Source organism: Deinococcus sonorensis KR-87 (genome assembly GCF_040256395.1).
Taxonomy (GTDB): Bacteria; Deinococcota; Deinococci; order Deinococcales; family Deinococcaceae; genus Deinococcus; species Deinococcus sonorensis.
Genome location: NZ_CP158299.1, coordinates 1722827 through 1744825 on the forward strand (window position 1 = coordinate 1722827; position 21999 = coordinate 1744825).

20 protein-coding genes are annotated in these 21999 nt (G+C 69.1%); 16 read left to right on the plus strand and 4 right to left on the minus strand.

Features of this window, described 5'->3' with window-relative positions; all coding sequences use genetic code 11:
• Positions 1 to 21: 21 nt before the first annotated feature.
• Complete coding sequence (locus tag ABOD76_RS13785) at positions 22 to 246, plus strand: VF530 family protein (RefSeq protein ID WP_350242535.1); 225 nt, start codon at positions 22 to 24, stop codon at positions 244 to 246.
• On the opposite strand, the gene ABOD76_RS13790 is transcribed toward ABOD76_RS13785, so the two are convergent.
• Together ABOD76_RS13790 and recO are read right to left on the minus strand one after the other, a co-directional pair.
• Entirely contained in the window at positions 233 to 1132 is a 900-nt protein-coding gene (locus tag ABOD76_RS13790; protein ID WP_350242536.1) for an RluA family pseudouridine synthase, read from the minus strand. The genes ABOD76_RS13785 and ABOD76_RS13790 overlap by 14 nt on opposite strands.
• The gene (recO, locus tag ABOD76_RS13795) at positions 1132 to 1875 is read right to left on the minus strand and encodes a DNA repair protein RecO (RefSeq protein ID WP_350242537.1); all 744 of its coding nucleotides are present in this window, start codon (positions 1873 to 1875) and stop codon (positions 1132 to 1134) included. The genes ABOD76_RS13790 and recO overlap by 1 nt, the downstream gene beginning before the upstream one ends.
• Before the next feature lie 254 nt (positions 1876 to 2129).
• Here recO and ABOD76_RS13800 point away from each other — a divergent pair, with 254 nt between their 5' ends.
• The gene (locus tag ABOD76_RS13800) at positions 2130 to 2588 is read left to right on the plus strand and encodes a VOC family protein (RefSeq protein ID WP_350242538.1); all 459 of its coding nucleotides are present in this window, start codon (positions 2130 to 2132) and stop codon (positions 2586 to 2588) included.
• Between the two features lie 148 nt (positions 2589 to 2736).
• Here ABOD76_RS13800 and glmS read toward each other — a convergent pair whose 3' ends face one another.
• Positions 2737 to 4566, minus strand: a complete 1830-nt coding sequence (gene glmS, locus ABOD76_RS13805; RefSeq protein ID WP_350242539.1) for a glutamine--fructose-6-phosphate transaminase (isomerizing) — start codon at positions 4564 to 4566, stop codon at positions 2737 to 2739.
• Positions 4567 to 4903: 337 nt separating this feature from the next.
• Positions 4904 to 5701, minus strand: a complete 798-nt coding sequence (locus tag ABOD76_RS13810; protein ID WP_350242540.1) for an enoyl-CoA hydratase/isomerase family protein — start codon at positions 5699 to 5701, stop codon at positions 4904 to 4906.
• A 115-nt stretch (positions 5702 to 5816) separates the two neighbouring features.
• Between ABOD76_RS13810 and ABOD76_RS13815 the strand changes: the two genes are divergently transcribed.
• The 14 genes from ABOD76_RS13815 to ABOD76_RS13880 all read left to right on the plus strand — a co-directional run bounded on the left by ABOD76_RS13815 (position 5817) and on the right by ABOD76_RS13880 (position 21993).
• Entirely contained in the window at positions 5817 to 6047 is a 231-nt protein-coding gene (locus ABOD76_RS13815; protein WP_350242541.1) for an FmdB family zinc ribbon protein, read from the plus strand.
• A gap of 20 nt (positions 6048 to 6067) precedes the next feature.
• On the plus strand, positions 6068 to 7147 hold the full coding sequence (locus ABOD76_RS13820; protein WP_380129706.1) for a S1C family serine protease: 1080 nt from the start codon (positions 6068 to 6070) through the stop codon (positions 7145 to 7147).
• Between the two features lie 149 nt (positions 7148 to 7296).
• Entirely contained in the window at positions 7297 to 9306 is a 2010-nt protein-coding gene (locus ABOD76_RS13825) for a VWA domain-containing protein (RefSeq protein ID WP_350242543.1), read from the plus strand.
• Positions 9307 to 9394: 88 nt separating this feature from the next.
• Positions 9395 to 10516, plus strand: a complete 1122-nt coding sequence (locus ABOD76_RS13830; RefSeq protein WP_350242544.1) for a tetratricopeptide repeat protein — start codon at positions 9395 to 9397, stop codon at positions 10514 to 10516.
• Positions 10517 to 10795: 279 nt separating this feature from the next.
• A complete protein-coding gene (locus ABOD76_RS13835) occupies positions 10796 to 12835 on the plus strand; it encodes a PQQ-binding-like beta-propeller repeat protein (protein ID WP_350242545.1) in 2040 nt (679 codons plus the stop codon).
• Positions 12832 to 13473 carry a hypothetical protein gene (locus ABOD76_RS13840; RefSeq protein WP_350242546.1) on the plus strand — a complete coding sequence of 214 codons (642 nt, stop codon included), beginning with the start codon at positions 12832 to 12834 and terminating at the stop codon, positions 13471 to 13473. Before ABOD76_RS13835 ends, ABOD76_RS13840 begins: the two co-directional genes overlap by 4 nt.
• 27 nt (positions 13474 to 13500) lie before the next feature.
• Positions 13501 to 13992: a sulfocyanin-like copper-binding protein gene (locus tag ABOD76_RS13845; RefSeq protein ID WP_350242547.1), complete on the plus strand. Its 492-nt coding sequence runs from the start codon at positions 13501 to 13503 to the stop codon at positions 13990 to 13992.
• 63 nt (positions 13993 to 14055) lie between these two features.
• On the plus strand, positions 14056 to 14724 hold the full coding sequence (locus tag ABOD76_RS13850) for a YqhA family protein (protein ID WP_350242548.1): 669 nt from the start codon (positions 14056 to 14058) through the stop codon (positions 14722 to 14724).
• 27 nt (positions 14725 to 14751) lie between these two features.
• Positions 14752 to 15249: a 2-C-methyl-D-erythritol 2,4-cyclodiphosphate synthase gene (ispF, locus tag ABOD76_RS13855; protein WP_350242549.1), complete on the plus strand. Its 498-nt coding sequence runs from the start codon at positions 14752 to 14754 to the stop codon at positions 15247 to 15249.
• Positions 15246 to 15713 carry a tRNA (cytidine(34)-2'-O)-methyltransferase gene (locus ABOD76_RS13860; RefSeq protein ID WP_350242550.1) on the plus strand — a complete coding sequence of 156 codons (468 nt, stop codon included), beginning with the start codon at positions 15246 to 15248 and terminating at the stop codon, positions 15711 to 15713. The genes ispF and ABOD76_RS13860 overlap by 4 nt, the downstream gene beginning before the upstream one ends.
• A gap of 189 nt (positions 15714 to 15902) precedes the next feature.
• Entirely contained in the window at positions 15903 to 17063 is a 1161-nt protein-coding gene (locus ABOD76_RS13865; RefSeq protein WP_350242551.1) for an acyl-CoA dehydrogenase family protein, read from the plus strand.
• A gap of 74 nt (positions 17064 to 17137) precedes the next feature.
• Complete coding sequence (locus ABOD76_RS13870; RefSeq protein WP_350242552.1) at positions 17138 to 19471, plus strand: 3-hydroxyacyl-CoA dehydrogenase/enoyl-CoA hydratase family protein; 2334 nt, start codon at positions 17138 to 17140, stop codon at positions 19469 to 19471.
• 85 nt (positions 19472 to 19556) lie between these two features.
• Positions 19557 to 20795: an alpha/beta hydrolase gene (locus ABOD76_RS13875; protein WP_350242553.1), complete on the plus strand. Its 1239-nt coding sequence runs from the start codon at positions 19557 to 19559 to the stop codon at positions 20793 to 20795.
• Positions 20788 to 21993, plus strand: a complete 1206-nt coding sequence (locus ABOD76_RS13880) for a thiolase family protein (RefSeq protein WP_350242554.1) — start codon at positions 20788 to 20790, stop codon at positions 21991 to 21993. Before ABOD76_RS13875 ends, ABOD76_RS13880 begins: the two co-directional genes overlap by 8 nt.
• The last annotated feature ends 6 nt before the right edge of the window (positions 21994 to 21999 follow it).

Sequence of the window (21999 nt, forward strand, 5' to 3'; positions counted from 1 at the left end):
CAGGCCCGGCATACTGGAGCCATGACCTCTTCCCGACCCACTGACCCGCTGCACGGCGTGACGCTGGAGCAGATCGTGACCCGGCTGGCCGACCGGTACGGCTGGGCCGAGCTGGGCCGCCGCGTGCCGATCCGCTGCTTCACCGACAACCCCAGCGTGCACAGCAGCCTGAAGTTCCTGCGCCGCACCCCCTGGGCGCGCAAGAAGGTGGAGGACGTCTACCTGGACATGCTCAAGGACCTGTAGCCTCCAGCGCGGGCGGCGGCGGGGCGTGCAGGTCGGTGGCCGCGCCGCTGAGCGGGTGGCGGAAGCGCAGCCGCTCGGCATGCAACAGGTAGCCGCCGTCGCCCGGAAGCCCCGGCTGCTCCAGCGGCAGGCCGCCCGGGCCGTACAGCGGGTCGCCCACCAGCGGGTGGCCCAGGCTGGCCAGATGAATGCGGATCTGGTGCGGCCGGCCGGTCTGGATGTCCACCTGCAGCAGCGTGCTGTCTGCGCGGCGTTCCAACACCTGCGCCACGCTGTGGGCCGGTTTGCCGCGTGGGCTGGCGGCATGGATGGTGCCGAGGCGGGGGTGCGGCACCGGCCCGATCGGTGTGGTGATGGTGGCGCGGTCCTGTGCTACTACCCCGGACGCCAGCGCCCGGTAGCGTTTCTGCACCTTATGCTCCCTCCAGGCCTGCAGCATGGGCCGGGCCGCCTTCGAGCTGCGGGCGAACAGTACCAGACCGGAGGTGGCCCGGCCCAGCCGGTGCAGCGGCGCGGCATGCGGGTAGTCCTGCTGCACCAGCCACAGCAGGGTGTGCTGCAGAAAGCCTCCGCCCGGCAGGGTCGGCAGGCCGCTGGGCTTGTTGACGGCCAGCAGAGCGTCGTCGAGGTGCAGCACCTGATAGGTCTGTGGGGTGGCCGGCTCGGCCCAGGGGGGGCGCTGCCAGACCAGCCACTGCCCGGCCTGCAGCCGCTCCCCGCCGCTGGCCGGCTGGCCATCGAGCTGCACTTCGCCCGCCTGCAGCCGCGCCTGCCACACCTCGGCGGACGAATGCCGGTGGCGGGCGCTCAGGTAGGACAGGACCGTCTGGCCCTGTGCTTTGGGCTCCAGCTGTTCGCGGTAGGTGTAGCCGCCGTTCAGGGACATCAGGCGCGGGCGCGCAGACCGTCCTGCAGGCGGCTGCGCCAGCCGGCGGCCGAGCGCACCGTGCCCACCTGTACCGCCACGAAGCGCTCCAGTGCCCGCCACGCGGCGTCCCGGTCGGCGTCCTCCAGCGGGTGTTCCATCAGGGCGCGGACGCTCTGGCGCAGCACCTGCCGCATAAAGGTCAGCACCGGCTCGCTGTGCGGCGGCTGGCTGGCGCAGCGGCTGCACAGCAGCTGACCTCCAAGCGGGTCTGGATGCGCCGGATCGGCCTCGTCGCAGTGGGCGCAGCGGGCCACCCGCGGCACGAACCCGGCCAGCCCCAGCAGTTTGTAACTCATCACCAGCCCCACCCACTCCGGGTCCGGGTGGCGCGACACGCCGCGCAGCCCGCCCGCGAACAGGTCGAACGCGGTTTCACTGAACTCACCCTCCTGAAACAGCTGGTCGCTCAGCTCGGCCAGCAGGTGCGCGTAGGGGTAGCGCTCCGGCTCGCTGAGGGTGGGCAGCGCGCCTTCCAGCGCTGCCTGCCGCACCGTGCCCAGGTCCGCCTGGGGCGTCTGGTACAGCTGCACCGCCACGTGATGGAACAGATTGAGGGCGCTCGACAGTGGACCGCGCACGCCGCCCCGCGCGATGGCCTTGATCTTGCCCTGCGGGGTCAGCAGCGTCACGATGATGTCGCCTGCCGGCGTGACGTGCCGGCGGATCACAATGCCGCTGCGGTTGGCTGTCCGGGAACTCACCTGCAGATTTTAGCGCCTGCAGGCCCCGCACAGAGCGGTTCCGGCACCTTTGGGAGAGGGTGGAACCGCTGGAGGTGCGGGCGTTCCATGCCGCCGATCACTTCAGGCAGTCAAAAACATGTGGATGTGATACTGTAAATAACGTAGAACATGAGGAGCCGGACTGCCGCGTGCGCGGTCGGTCGGCCTCCGCCCGGTTCACCGTCAAGGCCGCGCGCTCCAATGATCCGCCCCTTCTCACGACAGGAGCCCAGATGACCAGCATCAGTCCCTTTCTGACCTTCGGTGGCAACGCGGAAGAAGCGCTGCAGTTCTACATGTCCGTGTTTCCGGACGCCAGGATGGTCAACGCTCAGAAGTCGCCGGACGGCAGCGTGTTGTTCTCCGGCACCTTCGAGCTAGGCGGACAGCAGTACATGATCCTGAACGGGGACGCGCACTTCAAGTTCACCTCCGGGTTCTCGCTGTTCATCAGCTGCGACACCCAGCAGGAGGTGGACGACCTGTGGGAGCGGCTGTCCGATGGGGGAGAGAAGGGCCGCTGCGGCTGGCTCAAGGACCGGTTCGGCATGTCGTGGCAGGTGGTTCCGGCTGGCCTGGGCCGGCTGCTGGGCGATCCGGACCGCGCCAGGGCGCAGCGGGCGATGAATGCCATGCTGCAGATGAACAAACTGGACCTGGCCGTGCTGGAGCAGGCCGCCCAGAGCGCCTGAAGCCAGGGGCAAGCGGGAGCCTGCCAAGCAGTGGCAGGCTCCCGCTCAGTGTGGTGCCGAGACCCGGACCGAACACCAGAATGGCGTCCCCTGGAGTAGCCAGGGGACGCATCTGTACCGCTCTACAGCAGGCCTGTTCCTGTTCGCCTTACTCCACCGTGACGGACTTGGCGAGGTTGCGCGGCTTGTCCACGTCCTTGCCCAGGTGGGTGGCGGTGAAGTAGCTCAGCAGTTGCAGCGTCACCACGTTCACGATGGGGCTGACCATCTCGTGGCTCCTGGGGACGTACAGCACGTCGTCGGCGTGCTGGGCGTTCTCGGTGTCGCCGTCGCTGAGCAGCAGGATCACCCGGCCAGCCCGCGCCCGCACCTCCTGCACGTTGCTGATGGTCTTCTCCAGCAGGCGGCTCTCGGTGCCCACCACCACCACCGGCAGGTTGGCGTCGATCAGGGCGATCGGGCCGTGCTTCATCTCGCCGGCGGCGTAGCCCTCAGCGTGGATGTAGCTGATCTCCTTCAGCTTCAGCGCACCCTCGAAGGCGGTAGGGGCGTTCACGCCCCGGCCCAGGAACAGGTAGTCGCGGGCGTGAGCGTAGCGCTCGGCCACCTCGCGGATGCGCGACACGCGTTCCTCACTCAGCGCCTCCTCGACCAGACGCGGCAGCTCGCGGGTGGCGTGCAGCAGTTCCTTGCCCGCCTCCTCGCTCAGCGTGCCGCGGGCCCGGGCCAGCCACAGGGCCAGCATCAGCATCGCGCCCACCATGCTGGTGTACGCCTTGGTGCTCGCCACCCCGATCTCCGGACCGGCGTGGATGTACAGCGTGTCGTCCAGCTCGCGGGTCATGCTGCTGCCCTTGGCGTTGATGACGCCCAGGGTCCGCGCGCCGCCCTTCTTGGCCTCGCGCAGCGCCTCGAGCGTGTCGATGGTCTCGCCGCTCTGGCTGATCACGATGGCCAGCGTCTCGGGCGAGACGATCGGGTCGCGATAGCGGTACTCGCTGGCCACGTCCACCTCCACCGGGATGCGCGCCAGTTGCTCGATCAGGTACTCGCCCACCAGCCCGGCGTAATAGGCGGTGCCGCAGGCGATGATGCTGATGCGCTTGAAGCTGGCTGGGTCCAGGTTGATGTCGAGGTTGACCTCGCCGGTCTCGTCGTGGAGTCGGCCGATCAGGGTGTTGGTCAGCGCCTGCGGCTGCTCGTAGATCTCCTTGAGCATGTAGCTGTCGTAGCCGCCCTTCTCGGCCGCCTCGGCGTCCCACTCGATGGTGTCGATGCTGCGCGTCAGGGTGTTGCCCTGCAGGTCCGTCACCCGGAAGCCGTCGTCGTGCAGCACCACCATGTCGCCGTCGTGCAGGAACACCATCCGGCGGGTGTACGGCAGCAGGGCCGGCACGTCGCTGGCCAGGAACATCTCGCCCTCGCCCACGCCCATCACCAGCGGGCTGACGGTCCGGGCCGCCACGATCTCGCGGTGGTCCACGTGCGTCACCACGATGCCGTAGGCGCCGCGCACCTCGCCCAGCGCCAGCCGCACCGACTCGTACAGGTCGCCGCCGGTGAGGTCGTACTTCTCCTCGATCAGGTGGGCCAGCACCTCGCTGTCGGTCTCGGAACGGAACACGTGCCCGCGCTCCCGGAGCCCCGCCTTGAGCGACAGGTAGTTCTCGATGATGCCGTTGTGGATGATGACGAGCCGGCCGTCCTCGGTGGCGTGCGGGTGGGCGTTGGTGTCGTTGGGCAGGCCGTGGGTGGCCCAGCGGGTGTGCCCGATGCCCAGGGTGCCGGGCAGCGGCGCGCCGCTCAGTTCGCCCTGCAGGTTGGCCAGTTTGCCGGCCTTCTTGCGCACCTCGATCTGCTCCACGCCGCGCACCGCGACGCCGGCGCTGTCATAGCCCCGGTACTCCAGCTTGGCCAGCCCCGACAGCAACACGTCCTGAGCATCCCGCATCCCGATATATCCGACGATTCCACACATAACAGACTCCTGGGAGCAGGGCCTGGGGCCGGGCCGGCCATGTTGGCCAGCGACCCGCCGGGCCGCGCTCCTCGTGATTTGGTGTCTGTGCGCTGCCTTGTCCGCGGGTTGCCCCGCCTTTTCGGCATTGCTTGAGCGGCGCATAACCGCTCCGGGAGGGTCCAGCCGACCCTGGAGGCATCCGCAGATGCTTTCGATGACCTCCACCTCGTCTCCCGGCCGCCAGCGGCGGAACCGGGCCTTGCGCTTCCCTGAACCGGCAGGCCGGTCTGGCAGCAGTGTAACAGGCGCGGGCCGCCGGGGGGTGAGTACGATACTCCCCTGAGCAGGGGGGCGGTCAGTCGTCCACAGTCCAGCGGGGCGGACGATGCTCCAGAAAGGCCGCCACGCCCTCCTGAAGGTCGTGGGTGGTGCGGGTCCAGGCGTTCACGCCGGCCGCGTAGCGCAGCGCCTCCTGCAGCCCCATACCCGGCAGCACGCTCAGCATCTCGCGGGTGGTGGCCAGCGCGGTGCGGCTGCCGCCCGCAATCTCGCGCGCCAGGTCCAGCGCCCGCCGCTCGGCCTCGCCGTCCGGCACCACCTCATTGATCAGGCCCATCCGCCACGCTTCCTGGGCCCTCACCAGCCGCCCGGTCAGCAGCAGTTCGCGGGCGTGCTTCTCGCCCACCGCCCGCAGCAGAAACACCATCACGATGGCGGCCACGAAGCCCAGCCGCACCTCGGTGTACCCGAAGCGGGCGCTCTCACCGGCCACCGTCAGGTCACAGGCGCAGGCCAGCCCGGCGCCGCCGGCCACCGCCGCGCCCTCCACCGCCGCAATCACCGGCAGTGGCCCGGTGTAGAGCTGCTGGAACAGGTCGGCCAGCAGCTGACTGTCCTGGCGGTTGGCCTCGCTGCTGGCGTGCTGCAGCTGCTGCAGGGCCGCGAGGTCCGCGCCCGCGCTGAAAGCCTTGCGGTCTCCGGCCAGCACCACCGCCCGCACCGAGGGGTCCTGCGCCGCCGCGTCCAGCCGCTGCCGCAGCGCCCGGATCAGGTCGGCGGACAGGGCGTTGCGCTGGTCGGGGCGGTGGAGGCGCAGCAGCCGGACCGGGCCGTGCGTTTCCTCCAGCACGGCGGCATCAGGAGCAGAAGTCATGCCTGACTGTAGCGGGCCGCTGCAAATTCATGAAGCGCCCCGGCCGCGAACGGTTGAGACGGGGCTCACATCCGGCACAGCCCGTCTGATAAATTCTGTATCTGGAGCGTTAGGCATGCCGACATATCAATACAAGAACCTCGAAACCGGCGAACTCTACGAATTCAAGCAGGGAATGCGCGACGATCCCTTCACCCACCACCCCGAGACCGGACAACCGATCAAACGGATTCTGTCCCGGCCCGGCATCGCGTTCCGGGGCAGCGGCTTCTATGTGACCGACTCGCGCAAGAGCGAGGGTGGCAGTTCCGACAGCGGTGGATCGTCCGGCAAGGGCGGAGAGTGACCGGGACCGCTGGGCGACGCCTGCCGGTGCTGGGGCTGCTGCTGACGCTGGGCCTGGGCGCAGCCTACCTGACCGGCCGGACCACCGCCCAGCGCGCCCTGGTCACCACCGACGAGATCAACACGGTGGAGGTGACGCGTCAGGCCCTGCCGGCCGTGGTGCGGGTGGACGTGCGCATTCGCCGCGACCAGCTGCAGCCGGGTGAGGACCCGAACGATACCGGCACCGGCTTCTTCTACAAGCCGAACCTGATCGTGACGGCCTACCACGTGGTGCAATATCAGGAGAGCCTGACCGTCACGCTCTACGACGGCAAGCGCGTGACGGCCAAGATCGAGGGGGTGGACCCCGGCATCGACATCGCCATTCTGCGGGTGTCGGGGGTCAGTGCACCCAAGACGCTGGCCTTCGGTGAGAGCGACCGGCTGATTCCGGGGCAGAAGCTGATCGCCATCGGCACGCCGCTGAAGTACAACAACTTCATCAGCACCGGCATCTTCAGCGCCACCACCCGCGACCTGGACCGCTCGGACGGCCTGGGGGACGAGGTGGGCAGCTACCTGCTCACCACCGCCACCATTCAGGGGGGAAGCAGCGGCGGGCCGGTGCTGGACAGCCGCGGCGCGGTGGTGGGCATCGCGGACGCCAACGCCAGCGCCAACAGCCTGCTGCCGGGCGTGATCGGCGCGGCGGTGCCGGGCGACCTGACCAAGCAGTCGCTCTCGGACCTGGAGAAGGTGGGCGTGCCGCAGCGCGGCACCCTGGGCGTGACGCTGGTGAACCTCGACGACCTGGACCCGGCGCTGCGTCAGCTGGCCGGCCTGACCAGCAACGAGGGCGCGCTGGTGGACGAGGTGCCGGCCGCCAGCGCTGGGGCGCGGGCGGGCCTGCGCGGCTCGCTGCGCAACAGCAAGGGGCAGCTGCTCAGCCCGCTGGGCGACGTGATCGTGGCGGTGGACGGCCGGCGCGTGACCAGCCGCTACGACGTGATCCGGGCGGTGGCGGCCAAGCGCCCCGGTCAGGTGGCGGCGCTGAAGGTCTGGCGCAACAAGAAGGAAGTCACGGTCAACGTGACGCTGCTCAAGCGCACCCTCCAGTAACGAAAAAAGCGAGGCGCCGCTGCTCACCCAACATGGGTGGAGCAGCGGCGCCTCTCCGGTTGTGGTCAATCGGGGCATGAACAGGTACCATCAGAACATCCAGGCAGGCCACACCCAGCGCTCATGCCGGCATGCTGGAAGGAGACCTCATGAAGCCAGTGCCGTTCCGCCCGCTTCGGTTCGTGTCCGCCTGTCTGCTGATGTCGCTGCTGGCCACGCCTGCCGTGGCCCAGGGCAGCGGTCCCACGTCGCTGCAGCTGATTCTGGATGTGTCCGGCAGCATGTACACCCGGCTGGAGAGCGGCGAAACCCGGATTGCCGTGGCGCAGCGGGTGCTCACAGACCTGATCGGCCGGCTGCCGGACGACCCGAACCTGAATGTGGGGCTGCGGGTGTACGGCGCCACCACCAATGCCACCGACGCCAAAGCCTGTCAGGACAGCGCGCTGGTGTTGCCCATGAAGGGGGTGGCGCGTCAGGACCTGCTCAGCACCGTGAACCGCACCCGGCCGCGTGGGGCCACCCCGATCGTGTACAGCCTGCAGCAGGCCGCTCAGGACTTTCCCGCCACGGCAGGCCGCAAGGTCATCGTGCTGGTCACCGACGGGCAGGAGTCGTGTGGCGGCGACCTGAAGAGCGCCCTGGACGCCTTCCGGGCAAGGGGCATCGAGGTGGACCTGCAGATTGTCGGCATTGATCTGTCGGCGCGGGCCCAGGCGTCATTTGCCGGGGTGGGGCATTTCGTGAACGCCCGCAGCGCCGGTGAACTCGCGGCGGCCCTCGGGCAGGCGGTGCAGCAGGTGGCCCCGCCCAGCCAGACCCGGCTGCCGGTGAGCGTGACCCTGACCAGCGGCGGCCAGCCGCTCGCCAGCGGCCCCACCGTGTCGTTCCAGAGCAGCCTCGGGAGCGGCAGCGCCGAGGCACTTCAGAACCAGAACGGGGTGTACCAGGGCACCCTGCTGCCGGGGGCCTACACCGCCACCGTCCGCACCAGCAGCGGGACCCAGACCTTCAGCGGCCTGACGGTCAGCGCCGGACAGCCCAACCGCTACGCCTTTGAGGTCGGCAGCGCCCAGCCGGTGACGTTGCAGGTGACGCCCAGTGCGCCGGTGGCCGGCAGCAGCGTGCAGGTGACGTACAGCGGGGCGCCGGGCGGCAAGGACGACTGGGTGGAACTGGCCCGCAAGACCGACCCGGACAGCGTGTACCTGGACTGGAGCCCGGCCCGCGCCGCCTCCGGCACCCTGACGTTGCGGGTGCCGGACGAGGAGAACGCGCTGGAGGCCCGCTACCACCAGGCGAACCCGGACGGGAGCAGCCGGGTGATCGGGCGCAGCGCCGCCTTCACCCCGCGCCGGGTGGCCGCCACCCTGGACGCGCCCGCGTCGGCGCTGGCCGGCTCGGCCCTGAAGGTCGGCTGGACCGGCCCGAACAACCCGGAAGATTTCGTGACGGTGGTGCCGGTCGGGGCCGATCCGGGGGCCTACCTGGGGTACTTCTATACCCGGGACGGCAATCCCGGCACGGTGCAGCTGCCGGTGCAGCCGGGCGACTACGAGCTGCGCTACGTCAGCGCCAACAACCGGGTGGTGGTCAGCCGGCCGCTGCAGGTGGGCGCGGCCACTTACAGCGTGCAGGCGCCCGCCACCGCCGTGGCCGGCAACCGGATTCAGGTGAGCTGGCGCGGCCCCAACAACCCCGGCGAGTATGTAACCGTGGTGCCCAGGGGCGCGCCGGTCGGCACCTACACCACCTACTTCTACACGCGTGATGGCAATCCCGGCACCCTGCAACTGCCCTTCACGCCCGGAGAGTATGAGGTGCGTTACTCCACCGAAGCCGCCAGCCCGAATCCCACGCTGGCGAGCGTGCCGATCACCCTGACGGCCGGCCGCTACAGCCTGGACGCGCCCAGGGAGGCCAAGGCGGGCAGCACCATCCAGGTGCGCTGGACCGGCCCGAACACCCCCGGCGAGTACGTCACCATCGTGAAGAAGGGGGCCGCTGTGGGCACCTACACCACCTACTTCTACACCCGCGACGGCAACCCGGGACAGCTGCAGCTGCCGGCCGAGCCGGGCGAATACGAGCTGCGCTATTCCACCGAGGCCGCCAGCCCGAACCCCACGCTGGTGAGTGTACCGATCACCCTCAAGTGAGGGCCAGGGCTTCACTTCGTCCGCAGTCTAAATCCGGCAGTCACACGGCCGCCCGGCCGCTCTCATCATGGTGTGGTGCTGTGGAGGCATGAATAGAGCCGCCCTGCTGACCGTCTCTGCGCTGCTTCTCGGCGCGGCCCAGGCCCAGACCACCCCGTCCACGCCCTCCACGCCGGCCGACCCCGCCGCGCTGTTGCAACAGGCCCAGACGCTGGAGCAGCAGGCGCGCGCCACGACCAGCCGCAACATCGACGACGCGCGCTGGAAGCAGGCCGCTGCGGCCGCCGAGGCGGCGGTGCAGGCGGCCCCGCAGAGCCAGCCGGCGCTGCGGCTGCGCGCCACCATCTACACCGAGGTGGGCTTCTGGAAGCAGGCGGAACTCGCCTGGGACGCGTACCTGAAGCTGGCCCCGGATGATGCGGCGGCCCGCAGTCAGGCCGCCATCGCCCAGTACAACCTGGGGTACGCCGCGTATGCCCGGGGTGACCTGGGGAGCGCGCCCGCCAACTTCACCCGCTGCCTGACCCTGGACCCCAAACAGTTCCAGTGCGCGCTGTGGGGCGGCCGGGTGGCGCTGGAGAGCGGCCGCTTCCCGGAGGCAGTGAACCTGTATCAGCAGGCGGTGGCGCTGAACGGGTCGGACAAGGTGGCCCCGTACTTCCTGGGTGTGGCCCAGAACGCCGGCAAGTACGGTCCCGCCGCCACCGCCGCGTTCAGCCGCGCGTATCAGGCGCTGGACGCCGGCCGCAAGCAGGAGGCGCTGAGCGGCTTCGAGGCGGCCACCGCCTCGGCCCCGAACTTCATCGAGGCGCTGCGTGAGCAGGGTCGGCTGGCGCTGGAACTGAACAACGCGGCGAGCGCCAAGGCCGCCTACGATGCCGCAGCCGCCTTGCCGGGCGCCAGTGCCGCCGACCGCTACAACCAGAGCGTGGCGGATGAGGGGGCGGTGGTGGGACTGCCGGCGGTCAAGGCGTTCCGCGACGCCTACAGCAAGTACGCGGCGGGCGACAAGGTGGGTGCCGAGGCCGGCTTCCTGGCGGCCACCACCGCCAACCCCAGCTATGCCAAGGCCTGGAGCTGGCTGGGCCGCAGCCGCTACGAGCAGCAGAACTACACTGGGGCCACCGAAGCCTACACTCAGGCCGTGTTGCTGGACCCGAACGACAAGGCGAGCGCGTACTACCTGCGCCTCAGCCAACAGGGGAAATAACAGCTGGATTCGAAGCAGGTCAAAAGAAAAGAGAGGCCAAGTGGCCTCTCTTTTCTTTTGAGCGCTTAGCGTATAGGGGAAATGATAAACGTCTTTACCGGGAACATATTGATTACACGGTGGCACTATTAATTAATTCAGGCTTCCTTTAGGAAGCACTTCCGTCTCTGGCAGATGTCGGGTCACGAGCCTATAACGAATAGGCCAAATACGCTCTGTCGTTCGCTGCTACCGGCAGCCGAACGGCACCCCGTTTCAAGGCACACGGAAAGGGGCAGCATGGAGAGTTCGAAACGTAGAGGAATGGTCTGGGCCGGGTCGAGTCTGGGGTTGCTGGTCATCACGGTGGGCCTGGGCGTGGCCACCCCCACCACCAGCAAACCGGGCACCAGCAGTGGGAGTGGGCCGCAGTTCACCAGCGGGCAGTCGCAGCAGGGGCAGTCCAATTACAACCAGAACTGCGCCGGGTGCCACGGCGCCAACCTGCAGGGTGGGGCCGGCCCGGCGCTGGCCGGCAGCAAGTTCCTGGCCAAGTGGGCCAACGGCAAACCGCTCAGCGACCTGTACACCGTCATCTCCAAGCAGATGCCGCTCAATGCACCCGGCAGCCTGTCGCAGCAGCAGTACCTGTCCATCACGGCGTACGTGCTGTCCAAAAACGGGTATGCGGCCGGCAGCAAACCGCTGGATGCCCAGGCCATCAAGGTCAAGCTGAGCAGCCCGGGAAGCACCGGGGCGGCCGGGTCCAGCGCCGGCAAGACCCAGGCGGTCGGGACGCTGCCGCGCGTGGTCAAGGCGGCCACCACCGCCACCACCGGCACCGGCCCCAGCAACGACGATCTGATGACCCCGGCGGACGGCGACTGGCCGATGTACAACCGCGACTACCGTGGCCAGCGCTTCTCCGCCCTGAAGGACATCACCACCGATACCGCCGCCAACCTGCAGCCGGTCTGTCTGATTCAGCTGGGTGAAACCGGGCCGTTCCAGACCTCGCCGGTGATCTACCAGGGCACCATGTATGTGACGACGCCCAGCAGCACCTTCGCGCTGAACGCCGCCACCTGCCGCACCAAGTGGTCGGTGACGTACTCGGCCAGCGGACCGGAGCCGTTCCCGAACAACCGTGGCGTGGCGCTGTACGACGGCATGGTGTTCCGCGGCACCGGCGACGGGCACCTGCTGGGGCTGGACGCCAAGACCGGCAAGACCATCTGGGATACCTGGGTGGCCGACAGCAGCAAAGGTTACTTCCTGTCGGCGGCCCCGATCGCCTACGACGGCAAGGTGTTCATGGGCGAGGCGGGCGCTGACTGGGGCGCCAACGGCCACGTGCGCGCCTTCGACGCCAAGACCGGCAAGCCGCTGTGGACCTTCGACCTGATTCCGACCGGCAAGCAGCCGGGCGCCGAAACGTGGCAGAAGGGCTCGCAGTACGGCGGCGGCTCCATCTGGACCACCCTGACGCTGGACCCGGCCAATCACCTGATCTACGCCTCGGTGGGCAACCCGGCCCCGGATTTCAACGGCGCGATGCGCCCGGGCGACAACCTCTACACCGACTCGGTGGTGGCGCTCGACGCCAACACCGGCAAGCTCGGCTGGTACGTGCAGCAGGTGGCGCACGACACCCACGACTGGGACACGGCGGCCGCTCCAGTGGTCTACGACCTGAACGGCGGCAAGTACATGTCGGTGGCCACCAAGGGCGGCTGGCTGTACGTCTACGACCGCGTGACGCACAAGCTGGTGCAGCGCAGCGAGATCTCCACACACGAGAACGAGAACATCCCGTCCTCGACCACGCCCCGGCACGCCTGCCCCGGCACCATCGGGGGCGCGGAGTGGAACGGCCCGGCGCTGGACAGCGACAGCAACCGGCTGTACGTCAACTCGGTGGAGTGGTGCGGCACCGTCAAGCTGGGCGAGGCCCGTTACATTCAGGGCGGCGCCTACAGCGGCGGCAGCTTCTCGCAGGACCCGCTGAGCAAGGCCAGCGGCTGGCTGCGCTCCTTTGACGCCACCAGCGGCAAGCAGGTCTGGGCGCGTCAGATGGCCACCCCGATGGTCGCGGGCGTGACGCCCACGGCGGGCGGCGTGGTGATGACCGGCGACCAGAACGGCAATTTCCTGGTGCTGGACGCCAAGGACGGCCACACCCTGTATACCTTCAACACCGGCGGCGCGGTCGGCGGCGGCGTCTCGACCTACGCGGTGGACGGCAAGCAGTACGTCGCGGTCGCCAGCGGCAACGCGTCGCGCGGCATCTGGAAGACCACTGGGGCCGCCACCATCGAAGTGTTCGGGCTGAAGCAGTGAACACGCGCCGCTGGTTCCTGACCACGGTGCTGGCGCTCGGCGGCGCGCCGGTGCTGGCGGTGCTGCCCGGCCTCACCGCTCAGCAGCTGCAGGAGGCGTATCAGGGCGGGGTGAAGCTGGCCAAGGACCCCGAGGGTGGCTATCCGCTGCTCCCCTATACCCTCTACCACACCCAGGATTCGCTGCTGCTGGAACCAGCCAACGGGGACGTGGACGCGGTGGTGGTGGGCACCCCCTTCGACCGAACGCGCTACCAGAGTTTCCTGGCGGCCAGCGGCGACGAGACGCTCACCCCGGCGCAGGCCCGCGAGCGCGCCCGCCTGCCGGACGGCTGGGTCAGCGTGCTGATCTTCGCCCACGGCAGCAAACCGGCCGATCAGGAGTTCCTGAACGGCTTCACCGGCGTCAGGCTGGTGCTGCCGGGCCGGACCCTGCTGCCGGGCCAGGTGCAGAAGAGCGGCACCGACCTCTCGCAGTACCCGCACACGCCGGGGGAGATCGGGGAGCGCTTCGTCGGCACCGTCACCTATCTGTTTCACCCCAGCGCCGCCGAATTGCGCGGCAGCGCCACCCTGAACTTCAACGACCCGACCGGCAAGAGCTTCACCCTGCCGATTCAGTTCAGCCGGTACCGCTGAGGGCGGCTGGACCCCTGGAGACCTGACATGCGAATACTGTTTACCCTGACCACCCTGGCCCTGATCAGCAGCGCTGCGGCGCAGACGCCGACCAGCTATGTCAAGAACGACGCGGCCCACAAGACCGTGACCATCATCGTGAATGCCGGCGAGGGCAATGACAACGGTGGCCTGAACTTCAACGGCAGCGACCATGCCAAAACGCAGTTCACCGTGCCGGCCGGCTGGACGGTACAGATGCAGTTCAAGAACGTCGGCATGATGCCGCACAGCGCCATCGTGACGGCCGGCAAGACGCCCCCCTCCACCATCACGGCCAAGGACGCCGCGTTCGCCAAGGCCTACACCACCCACCTCACCGACGGCCTGCCGGGCGGATCGTCGGCCCAGAAGGTGACCTTCAAGGCCAGCAAGGCCGGCACCTACAACATCGTGTGCGGCGTGCCGGGGCACGGCCTGGGCGGGCAGTACATCGGCTTCGTGGTGAGCAGTTCAGCCAAGACCGCCACCTACAAGTAACGCCGCATTTAGACGGCCTTGAGCCGCTGCCGCAGGGGCGCGGCACTCTGCCACCATGCAGCCATGAGCCGCGCCCCTCAGCCCCCACCGGCCAGCCCGTCCTTCTTCACGCAGTTCATCGGCCGGACCCGGTTTGTGGTGGTGGTGGCCGTGGTGGCGGTGCTGCTGGTGGCCTTCTCGCTCTTCCTGCAGGGCACCCTGCAGGCGGTGCTGGCCATCTACACCTCCTGGCGCGACATCGTGGATGGCATTCAGGACACCGAGCAGGTGGTGGGGCAGAAGGTCGCGGTGCAGTTCCTGGAGATCGTGAGCGTGATGCTCAAGGCGGTGGTGTTCTACCTCATCGGCCTGGGGCTCTACAGCCTGTTCATCGCGCCGCTCAACCTCGCGTCCTCGCTGGGGGTGGAGAGCCTCGCGGACCTGGAGCAGAAGGTCGTGAGCGTGGTGATCGTCATTCTGTCGGTCACGTTTCTGGAGCACTTCGTCGCCTGGGAGGACCCCCAGGCGACGTTGTTTTTCGGAGCGTCGCTGGCCCTGGCGGTGGGAGCGCTGGTGTTCTTCCAGCGGGTCAGCCGCGACGGAGGCGAGCGCCTGCTGCAGCCGGCCGCCAAGCTGAGGGCCCGCCGCGAACTGTTCGAGGACGGCAGTGAGGAGGGCCGGGTGGAGGCGCGCGAGGTGGACGAGGCCGAGCAGCTCACCGCCGGACGGACCGCGTCCGGGGAGCAGCCCTGAGGCGGGCGGCTGCTCTAGACTTCCGGCATGACTGCTGCTGCTCTGCTGCCTCTCCGGATCGGCTACGGCGAGGACGCCCACCGCCTGGAGGTGGGCCGGCCCCTGATCCTGGCCGCCACCGAGATTGAAGACGCGCCGCGCGGCTCCGTGGCCCACTCGGACGGCGACGCGGTGCTGCACGCCGTGTCGGACGCGCTGCTGAGCGGGCTGGCGCTGGGCGACATCGGCCAGTACTTTCCCGACACCGACCCGCAGTGGGCCGGGCTGGCGTCCGGCCACATCCTGCAGCGCTGCCTGGAGCTGGTGGCCGAGCAGGGCTACCGGCCCCTGAACGTGGCGGTGGTGGTCACGCTGGATCAGCCCAAGCTTGGGGTGCGGCGGGGACAGATCGCCCAGGCGCTGGCTTCGCTGCTGGGGCTGGCCTCCAGCGAGGTGGGCGTGTCGTTCAAGACGAGCGAAGGGCTGGCGCCGGATCATGTGCAGGTGCGCTGCACGGTGCTGCTGGGGCACCAGAGCGGCCAATGACGGAACCCACTCCGCTGCTGCATGTGGTGCTGTTCGAGCCGGAGAAGGCGGGCAACGTGGGCAACGTGGCCCGCACCTGCGCGGTGCTGGGCGCGGACCTGCACCTGATCCGGCCGTTCGGGTTCCGCCTGCACGACCGCGAGTTCCGGCGCGCCGTGATGGATTACCTGGAGGGCGTGACGCTCACGGAGCACGCCAGCTGGAGCGCGTTTGCCGCCACCCTGCCGACGGGTGCCCGGGTGTGGGCCTTCTCCACCCACGCCACCGACCTGCACACCCGCGCCGGATTCCAGCGTGGCGACTACCTGCTGTTCGGGCCGGAGTCGCGGGGGCTGCCGGTGTGGCTGCGCGACGCCCTGCCGAAGCTGAAGCTGCCGCAGCCGGGCGGCGGCCGCAGCCTGAACCTGGCGGTCGCGGCCGGAATCGCCGCGTTCGAGGCCGGCCGACAGATCGAGGGCTGGTAACGCAGAGAGCATAGAAGCGGAGCTGAAGGCGCGCGTCATGCACCAGAGGCGTGAACAGAGGGCCTGATGGCGTCGCGGACCCTGCGGCTCAGCTGAACCGACCGGCGCCTCCCTCTGCCGCAGACGCCGGCGTTTTCCGATCCTTCCGGCCCGCCTCCTCACCCGCTTCCCCGCTAGACTGCGGCCATCATGCTCGATTATTTCCAGGCGGCGGGCCTGCTCGGCCCCGACGAACTGCTGGTGCAGCAGAGTGTACGTGCCTTCGTGGACGGCGAACTGATGCCGCACATTGCGGACTGGTGGGATGAGGGGCAGTTGCCGGTGCGCGAGGTGATGCGTCAGCTGGGCACCCAGGGCCTGCTGGGCCCGACCGTGGCCGAGGAGTACGGCGGCTCGGGGGCCAGCTACAGCGCCTACGGGGCCATGATGTATGAGTTGGAGCGCTGTGACAGCGGGCTGCGAAGTGCCGCCAGCGTGCAGGGGTCGCTGGTGATGCACCCGATCAACGTGTACGGCAGCGAGGAGCAGAAGCGCACCTACCTGCCGGGACTGGCCAGCGGCGAGCTGATCGGGTGCTTCGGGCTGACCGAGCCGGACGGCGGCTCCGACCCTGGCGCCATGCTCACCCGCGCGCGGCGCGACGGTGGCGACTGGGTGCTGAACGGCAACAAGATGTGGATCACCAACAGCCCCGCCGCCGACGTGGCCGTGGTGTGGGCCAAGGACGAGGAGGGTGTGGTGCGCGGCTTTCTCGTCCCGAGGGACGCGCCCGGCTTCAGCACCCCGGCCATCAAGCGCAAGATGAGCCTGCGCGCCTCACTCACCGGCGAGATCGTGCTGGAGGACTGCCGCATTCCGGCCGACCACCTGCTGCCCGGGTCCGGCGGCCTGAAGAGCCCGCTCGGCTGCCTCACCAGCGCCCGCTACGGCATCGCCTGGGGCGCGATGGGGGCGCTGGAGGCGGTGTACACGGCGGCCCTGGAGTACACCACCGGGCGCAGCACCTTCGGGAAGCCGATTGCGGCGCGGCAGCTGGTGCAGGACAAGCTGGTCCGTATGATCACCGACCACACCACCGGTCTGCTGCTGGCCGTTCAGCTGGGCCGCCTCAAGGATGGTGGCCACATGAACTTCGGGCAGGTGAGCCTCGCCAAGCGCAACAACGTACGGGTGGCGCTGCAAGGGGCACGGCTGGCTCGTGAGCTGCACGGCGGCAACGGCATCACCACCGAGTACCCGGTGATCCGGCACATGCTCAACCTGGAAACCGTGGACACCTACGAGGGCACCCACGACATCCACACCCTGATCGTGGGCCGCGACATCACCGGCCTGAACGCGCTGGAATAGCAGGCCGATTGGACAAACCTGCCGGGGGCGTCTAAAATTGAACTCGGTTCAATTATGCTGCCGCAGGAGGCCCAATGAAGATTCAGAAAGCTGCCGTCATCGGCGCGGGCGTGATGGGTGCCGCCATCGCCGCGCAACTTGCCAACGCGGGCGTGCCCGTGCTGTTGCTTGACATCGTGCTGGACGGCAACCCCGACCGCAACGCCGCCGCCAAGAATGGCGTGCAGCGCGCCCTCAAGGCCCGCCCCGCCGCGTTCATGGACCCCAAGCTCGCGTCCCTGATCAGCGTGGGCAACCTGGAAGACGATCTGAGCAAGCTCAAGGACGCCGACTGGATCATCGAGGCGATCATCGAGAAGCTGGACGCCAAGCGCGACCTGTGGCAGCGGGTGGAGCAGGTGGCCAAGAAGACCGCCATCATCAGCAGCAACTCCTCGGGCATCCCGATGCACCTGCAGGTGGAGGGCCGCAGCGACGACTTCCAGCGGCGCTTCGTGGGCGCGCACTTCTTCAACCCGCCGCGCTACCTGCACCTGCTGGAGGTGATTCCGACCGCCCACACCGACCCCGAGGTGGTGAAGGCCTTCAGCGAGTTCGGGGATCACCGGCTGGGCAAGGGCATCGTGGTGGCCAACGACGTGCCGGGCTTCGTGGCGAACCGCATCGGCGTGTACGGCATGGTGCGCGCCATGACCCACATGCAGCAGGCCGGCCTGACCCCCGATGAGGTGGATCAGCTGACCGGGCCGGTGCTGGGCCGCCCCAAGAGCGCCACCTTCCGCACCGCCGACCTGTCGGGCCTGGACATCATCTACCACGTCGCCAACGACATCGGGGCCGTGACGCCGCCCGACGAGGACTTCAGCCTCACCGACACGTTCCGCACGCTGGTGGAGCAGAAAAAGTGGCTGGGCGACAAGACCGGCAGCGGCTTCTACAAGAAGACCAAGGGCGAAGGCGGCAAGACCAGGATCCTGAGCCTCAACCTCGATACCCTGGAGTACGAGGACCGGGGCAAGGTGAAGGTGGACGCCGTGGAGGCGGTCAAGAACCAGCCGCTGGCCGCCCGGGTGAAGGCGCTGTACACCGCGCAGGGCAAGGAAGGCGACTTCCTGCGCGGCGTCATGAACGACGGCTTCTGGTACGCTAGCAAGATGGCCGGTGTGGTCAGCGACCGCCTGCAGGACATCGACAACGCCCTGAAGTGGGGCTTCGGCTGGGAGCAGGGGCCCTTCGAGACGATGGACACGCTGGGCGTGCAGACGGTCATCGCCAACCTGGAGGCCGAGGGCCGCACCCTGCCGCCCCTGCTGCAGGCCATGAAGGACAGCGGCCGTGAGGCGTTCTACCAGGGTGCCGAGACGGTCACGCCCGCCGGCCAGCCCACCGCCTACCAGGCGCCGTACTTCATCCTCACCGACCTCAAGAAAGACGCCACCCGCGTTATCAAGAAGAAGCCGGGCGCCAGCCTGCTGGACCTGGGCGACGGGGTGCTGCTGGTGGAGTGGCACGCCAAGATGAACGCGCTGGGCGAGGACCAGCTGCGGATGATCCAGGAAGGCCACAAGGCCGTGCAGAGCATGGGCTACGCCGGTCTGGTGGTGGGCAACCAGGGCGAGAACTTCAGCGCCGGGGCCAACCTGCCGCTGGTGCTCTCGCAGGCGCAGGACGAGGAGTGGGACGAGCTGGACGCCGCCATCAAGGAGTTCCAGAAGACCACCACCAGCCTGCGCTTCAGCCCACACCCCACCGTGGTCGCGCCCTTCGGGCTGACGCTGGGCGGCGGCGCCGAGTTTACGCTGCACGCCGACCACGTGGTGGCCAGTGCCGAGACGTACATGGGGCTGGTGGAGGTGGGCGTGGGCCTGATTCCCGGCGGCGGCGGCACCAAGGAAATGCTGCTGCGCTTCACCGACCAGCTGCAGGCGGGACAGCCACTGCTGCCGGCCGTACAGCGCGCCTTTGAGCTGATCGGGACCGCCAAGGTCAGCACCAGCGCCGCCGAGGCCCGCTCGCTCGGCTTCCTGCGTGACCATGACACCATCGCCATGAACCGCAGCCGCATTCTGGAGGAGGCCAAGCGGCAGGTGCTGGCCCTGGCCCCCGACTACGTGCAGCCGACTCCCCGCCAGGACATCCCGGTGATGGGTGACGCGGCCATCGCGGCCATCAAGAGCGCCCTGTACGGCATGCACCAGGGCGGCTACATCACCGACTACGACCTGGTGGTCAGCGAGCAGCTGGCGCGGGTGCTGTCGGGCGGGGTGGGCAACAACCGCACCGCGAAGGTCAGTGAGCAGCACCTGCTGGACCTGGAGCGCGAGGCCTTCCTGACGCTGCTCGGCAAGAAGGGCACCCAGCAGCGCATCGGGCACATGCTCAAGACCGGCAAGCCGCTGCGGAACTGAAGCCGGGAAGGAACGCGCGCGGCCCTGCAGCCGTATTACAGCTGTTGTCCGTGACCGCCCTTCCCGCCCCCCTTCCGAGGTACCCATGACCAAACCCGCTGCACGCAATCGCCGACCTTCCGCTCTCCAGCTCGCCCTCACCGGGACCGGGCTGGGGCTGGCGGCCCTGCTGGCCGTGGGCTGGTATTTCGCCGACGGGCTGGTGCACGTGCGCCCGGTGCGCCGACCGGTGTGGCCCACCCGCATCCAGCGGCTGGAGCAGCAGCCGGACGGCAGCCAGCACGTCACGCTCACCCGCACGCCCACCACCCTGCGCCCCGGCATCATCACGCTGGAGTGGGACAGCCCGGCGGGCATTCAGCGCGGTCAGCTGGGTCCGGTGCTGTCACAGACGCGGGTCAGCGTGACCCGGGCGCTGCGGCACGCGGACGTGCCGCTGACGGTGGGCCTGACGGTGCGGGCCAGCACCATCGGCCTGGGCACGCCCGCCGACCGGGGCATGGCCCAGCTGGACGTGACGGTGCCGGGCGAGCACGGCCCGATGCCCGCGTGGCTGATTCCGGCCAGCGGTGACACCCTGGCCGCCGCGTCCGGCACCGACTGGGTGATCGTGACGCACGGCTACGGCGGACTGCGGCAGGACGCCCTGCGGATTCTGCCCACCTTCCAGCGGCTGGGCCTCACCAGCCTGACCATCACCTACCGCAACGCCGAGGGCGCGCCGCGCACCCCGGAGAAGGTGCACCGCCTGAGCGCCGAGGAGTGGCAGGACCTGGAATGTGCGGTGCAGTACGCCGAGCAGCACGGCGCGCGGCGCATCCTGCTGTTCGGCTTCAGCATGGGCGGCAGTATCTCGCTGGCGTTCCTGCGCTACAGCCGGCTGGCCCGGCGCGTGACCGGCGTGATGCTGGACTCGCCCGCGCTGGAGTGGCGCAGCCTGATCAAGCACCACGCGGTGCGTTACCGCCTGCCGGTGGTGCTGGCCCGGGTGGTGGAGTGGCTGACGGAATTCAAGGCCAAACAGGACTTCAACGCCGTGGATCACCTGAGCGTGATGGACCGTTTTGACACGCCCATCCTGCTGATGCACGGCTCCATCGACAAGACGGTGCCGGTGAGCCAGGTGGAAACCTTCGCCCAGGCCCGCCCGGACATCGTGGAGTATCACCGCTTCGAGGGCGCGCAGCACGTGCGCACCTGGAACATGGACCCCCCCCGCTACGAAGAGGCCGTGGAGCGCTTTGTGCGCCGCATGCTGGACGTTTCCGGCAGTGGACGCGAACCCCAGGCCGCCCCGAGCAACAAGGAGAATCAGAATGCGTGACGCTGTAATTGTTTCTGCGGTCCGGACCCCGGTGGGCCGGGGTGTGAAGGGCACGCTCGCCAACACCCGCCCCGACGATCTGGCCGCGCTGGTGCTGGACGAGGCCGTGAAGCGGGCGGGCGTGGACGCCGCGCTCGTTGAAGACGTGTACATGGGCTGCGCCATTCCCGAGGCCGAGCAGGGCCTGAACGTGGCTCGCATGGCCGCGCTGCGCGCCGGGCTGCCCGACACGGTGGGCGGCGTGACCATCAACCGCTTCTGCAGCAGCGGCCTGCAGACCATCGCCATGGCCGCCGCCGCCATCCAGACCGGGCAGGCCGACGTGATGCTGGCCGGCGGCGTGGAGAGCATGAGCATGGTCCCGATGAGCGGCCACAACCCCAGCCCCAACCCGGAGCTGGTGGACGACCGGCCCGGCGCCTACATCGGCATGGGCCTGACCGCCGAGAACGTGGCGGCCAAGTACGGTGTGAGCCGCGAGGACCAGGACGCCTTCGCGCTGCGCAGCCACCAGCGCGCCGCCGCCGCCCAGGACGCGGGCCGCTTCGACGCCGAGACGGTGGCGGTGCCGGTGCGGGTGGACAAGCTCAAGGGCACCAAGGTCACCAGCACGGTGGTGCCGTTCAAGCACGACGAGCTGATCCGCCGCGACGCCAACCTGGACGACATGGCCAAGGTGCGCCCCGCCTTCAAGATGGGCGGCAGCGTCAGTGCGGCCAACAGCAGCCCCTTCTCGGACGGCGCCGCCGCCCTGCTGATGATGAGCGCCGAGAAGGCCCAGGAACTGGGCCTGAGGCCGCTGGCCCGCTTCGTGGGCTTTGCGGTGGCGGGCGTGGAGCCGGAGCTGATGGGCATCGGGCCGGTCAAGGCGATTCCCAAGGTGCTGGCCCAGACCGGCCTGACCCTCGACGACATCGACCTGATCGAGCTGAATGAGGCCTTTGCCGCGCAGAGCCTGGCGGTCATCCGCACGCTGGGTCTGGACGAGAGCAAGACCAACGTGAACGGCGGGGCCATCGCGCTGGGCCACCCGCTCGGCTGCAGCGGCGCCAAGCTGGCCACCAGCCTGATCTACGAGCTGGGCCGCCGCGGCGGCGGCAAGGGTCTGGTCACCATGTGCATCGGCGGCGGCATGGGCGCGGCCGGCGTGCTGGAGGTCTACCCGGCCGAGGGCGCGCAGGAGCAGGCGGCCGACTGAAGGGCG

What these genes read in the sequence shown, in the direction of transcription:
- ABOD76_RS13785 (WP_350242535.1), top strand. Translation starts at nt 22, where the DNA reads ATGACCTCTTCCCGACCCACTGACCCGCTGCACGGCGTGACGCTGGAG.
- ABOD76_RS13790 (WP_350242536.1), bottom strand. Translation starts at nt 1,132, where the DNA reads ATGTCCCTGAACGGCGGCTACACCTACCGCGAACAGCTGGAGCCCAAA.
- ABOD76_RS13800 (WP_350242538.1), top strand. Translation starts at nt 2,130, where the DNA reads ATGACCAGCATCAGTCCCTTTCTGACCTTCGGTGGCAACGCGGAAGAA.
- glmS (WP_350242539.1), bottom strand. Translation starts at nt 4,566, where the DNA reads ATGTGTGGAATCGTCGGATATATCGGGATGCGGGATGCTCAGGACGTG.
- ABOD76_RS13810 (WP_350242540.1), bottom strand. Translation starts at nt 5,701, where the DNA reads ATGACTTCTGCTCCTGATGCCGCCGTGCTGGAGGAAACGCACGGCCCG.
- ABOD76_RS13815 (WP_350242541.1), top strand. Translation starts at nt 5,817, where the DNA reads ATGCCGACATATCAATACAAGAACCTCGAAACCGGCGAACTCTACGAA.
- ABOD76_RS13825 (WP_350242543.1), top strand. Translation starts at nt 7,297, where the DNA reads ATGAAGCCAGTGCCGTTCCGCCCGCTTCGGTTCGTGTCCGCCTGTCTG.
- ABOD76_RS13830 (WP_350242544.1), top strand. Translation starts at nt 9,395, where the DNA reads ATGAATAGAGCCGCCCTGCTGACCGTCTCTGCGCTGCTTCTCGGCGCG.
- ABOD76_RS13835 (WP_350242545.1), top strand. Translation starts at nt 10,796, where the DNA reads ATGGAGAGTTCGAAACGTAGAGGAATGGTCTGGGCCGGGTCGAGTCTG.
- ABOD76_RS13845 (WP_350242547.1), top strand. Translation starts at nt 13,501, where the DNA reads ATGCGAATACTGTTTACCCTGACCACCCTGGCCCTGATCAGCAGCGCT.
- ABOD76_RS13850 (WP_350242548.1), top strand. Translation starts at nt 14,056, where the DNA reads ATGAGCCGCGCCCCTCAGCCCCCACCGGCCAGCCCGTCCTTCTTCACG.
- ispF (WP_350242549.1), top strand. Translation starts at nt 14,752, where the DNA reads ATGACTGCTGCTGCTCTGCTGCCTCTCCGGATCGGCTACGGCGAGGAC.
- ABOD76_RS13860 (WP_350242550.1), top strand. Translation starts at nt 15,246, where the DNA reads ATGACGGAACCCACTCCGCTGCTGCATGTGGTGCTGTTCGAGCCGGAG.
- ABOD76_RS13865 (WP_350242551.1), top strand. Translation starts at nt 15,903, where the DNA reads ATGCTCGATTATTTCCAGGCGGCGGGCCTGCTCGGCCCCGACGAACTG.
- ABOD76_RS13870 (WP_350242552.1), top strand. Translation starts at nt 17,138, where the DNA reads ATGAAGATTCAGAAAGCTGCCGTCATCGGCGCGGGCGTGATGGGTGCC.
- ABOD76_RS13875 (WP_350242553.1), top strand. Translation starts at nt 19,557, where the DNA reads ATGACCAAACCCGCTGCACGCAATCGCCGACCTTCCGCTCTCCAGCTC.
- ABOD76_RS13880 (WP_350242554.1), top strand. Translation starts at nt 20,788, where the DNA reads ATGCGTGACGCTGTAATTGTTTCTGCGGTCCGGACCCCGGTGGGCCGG.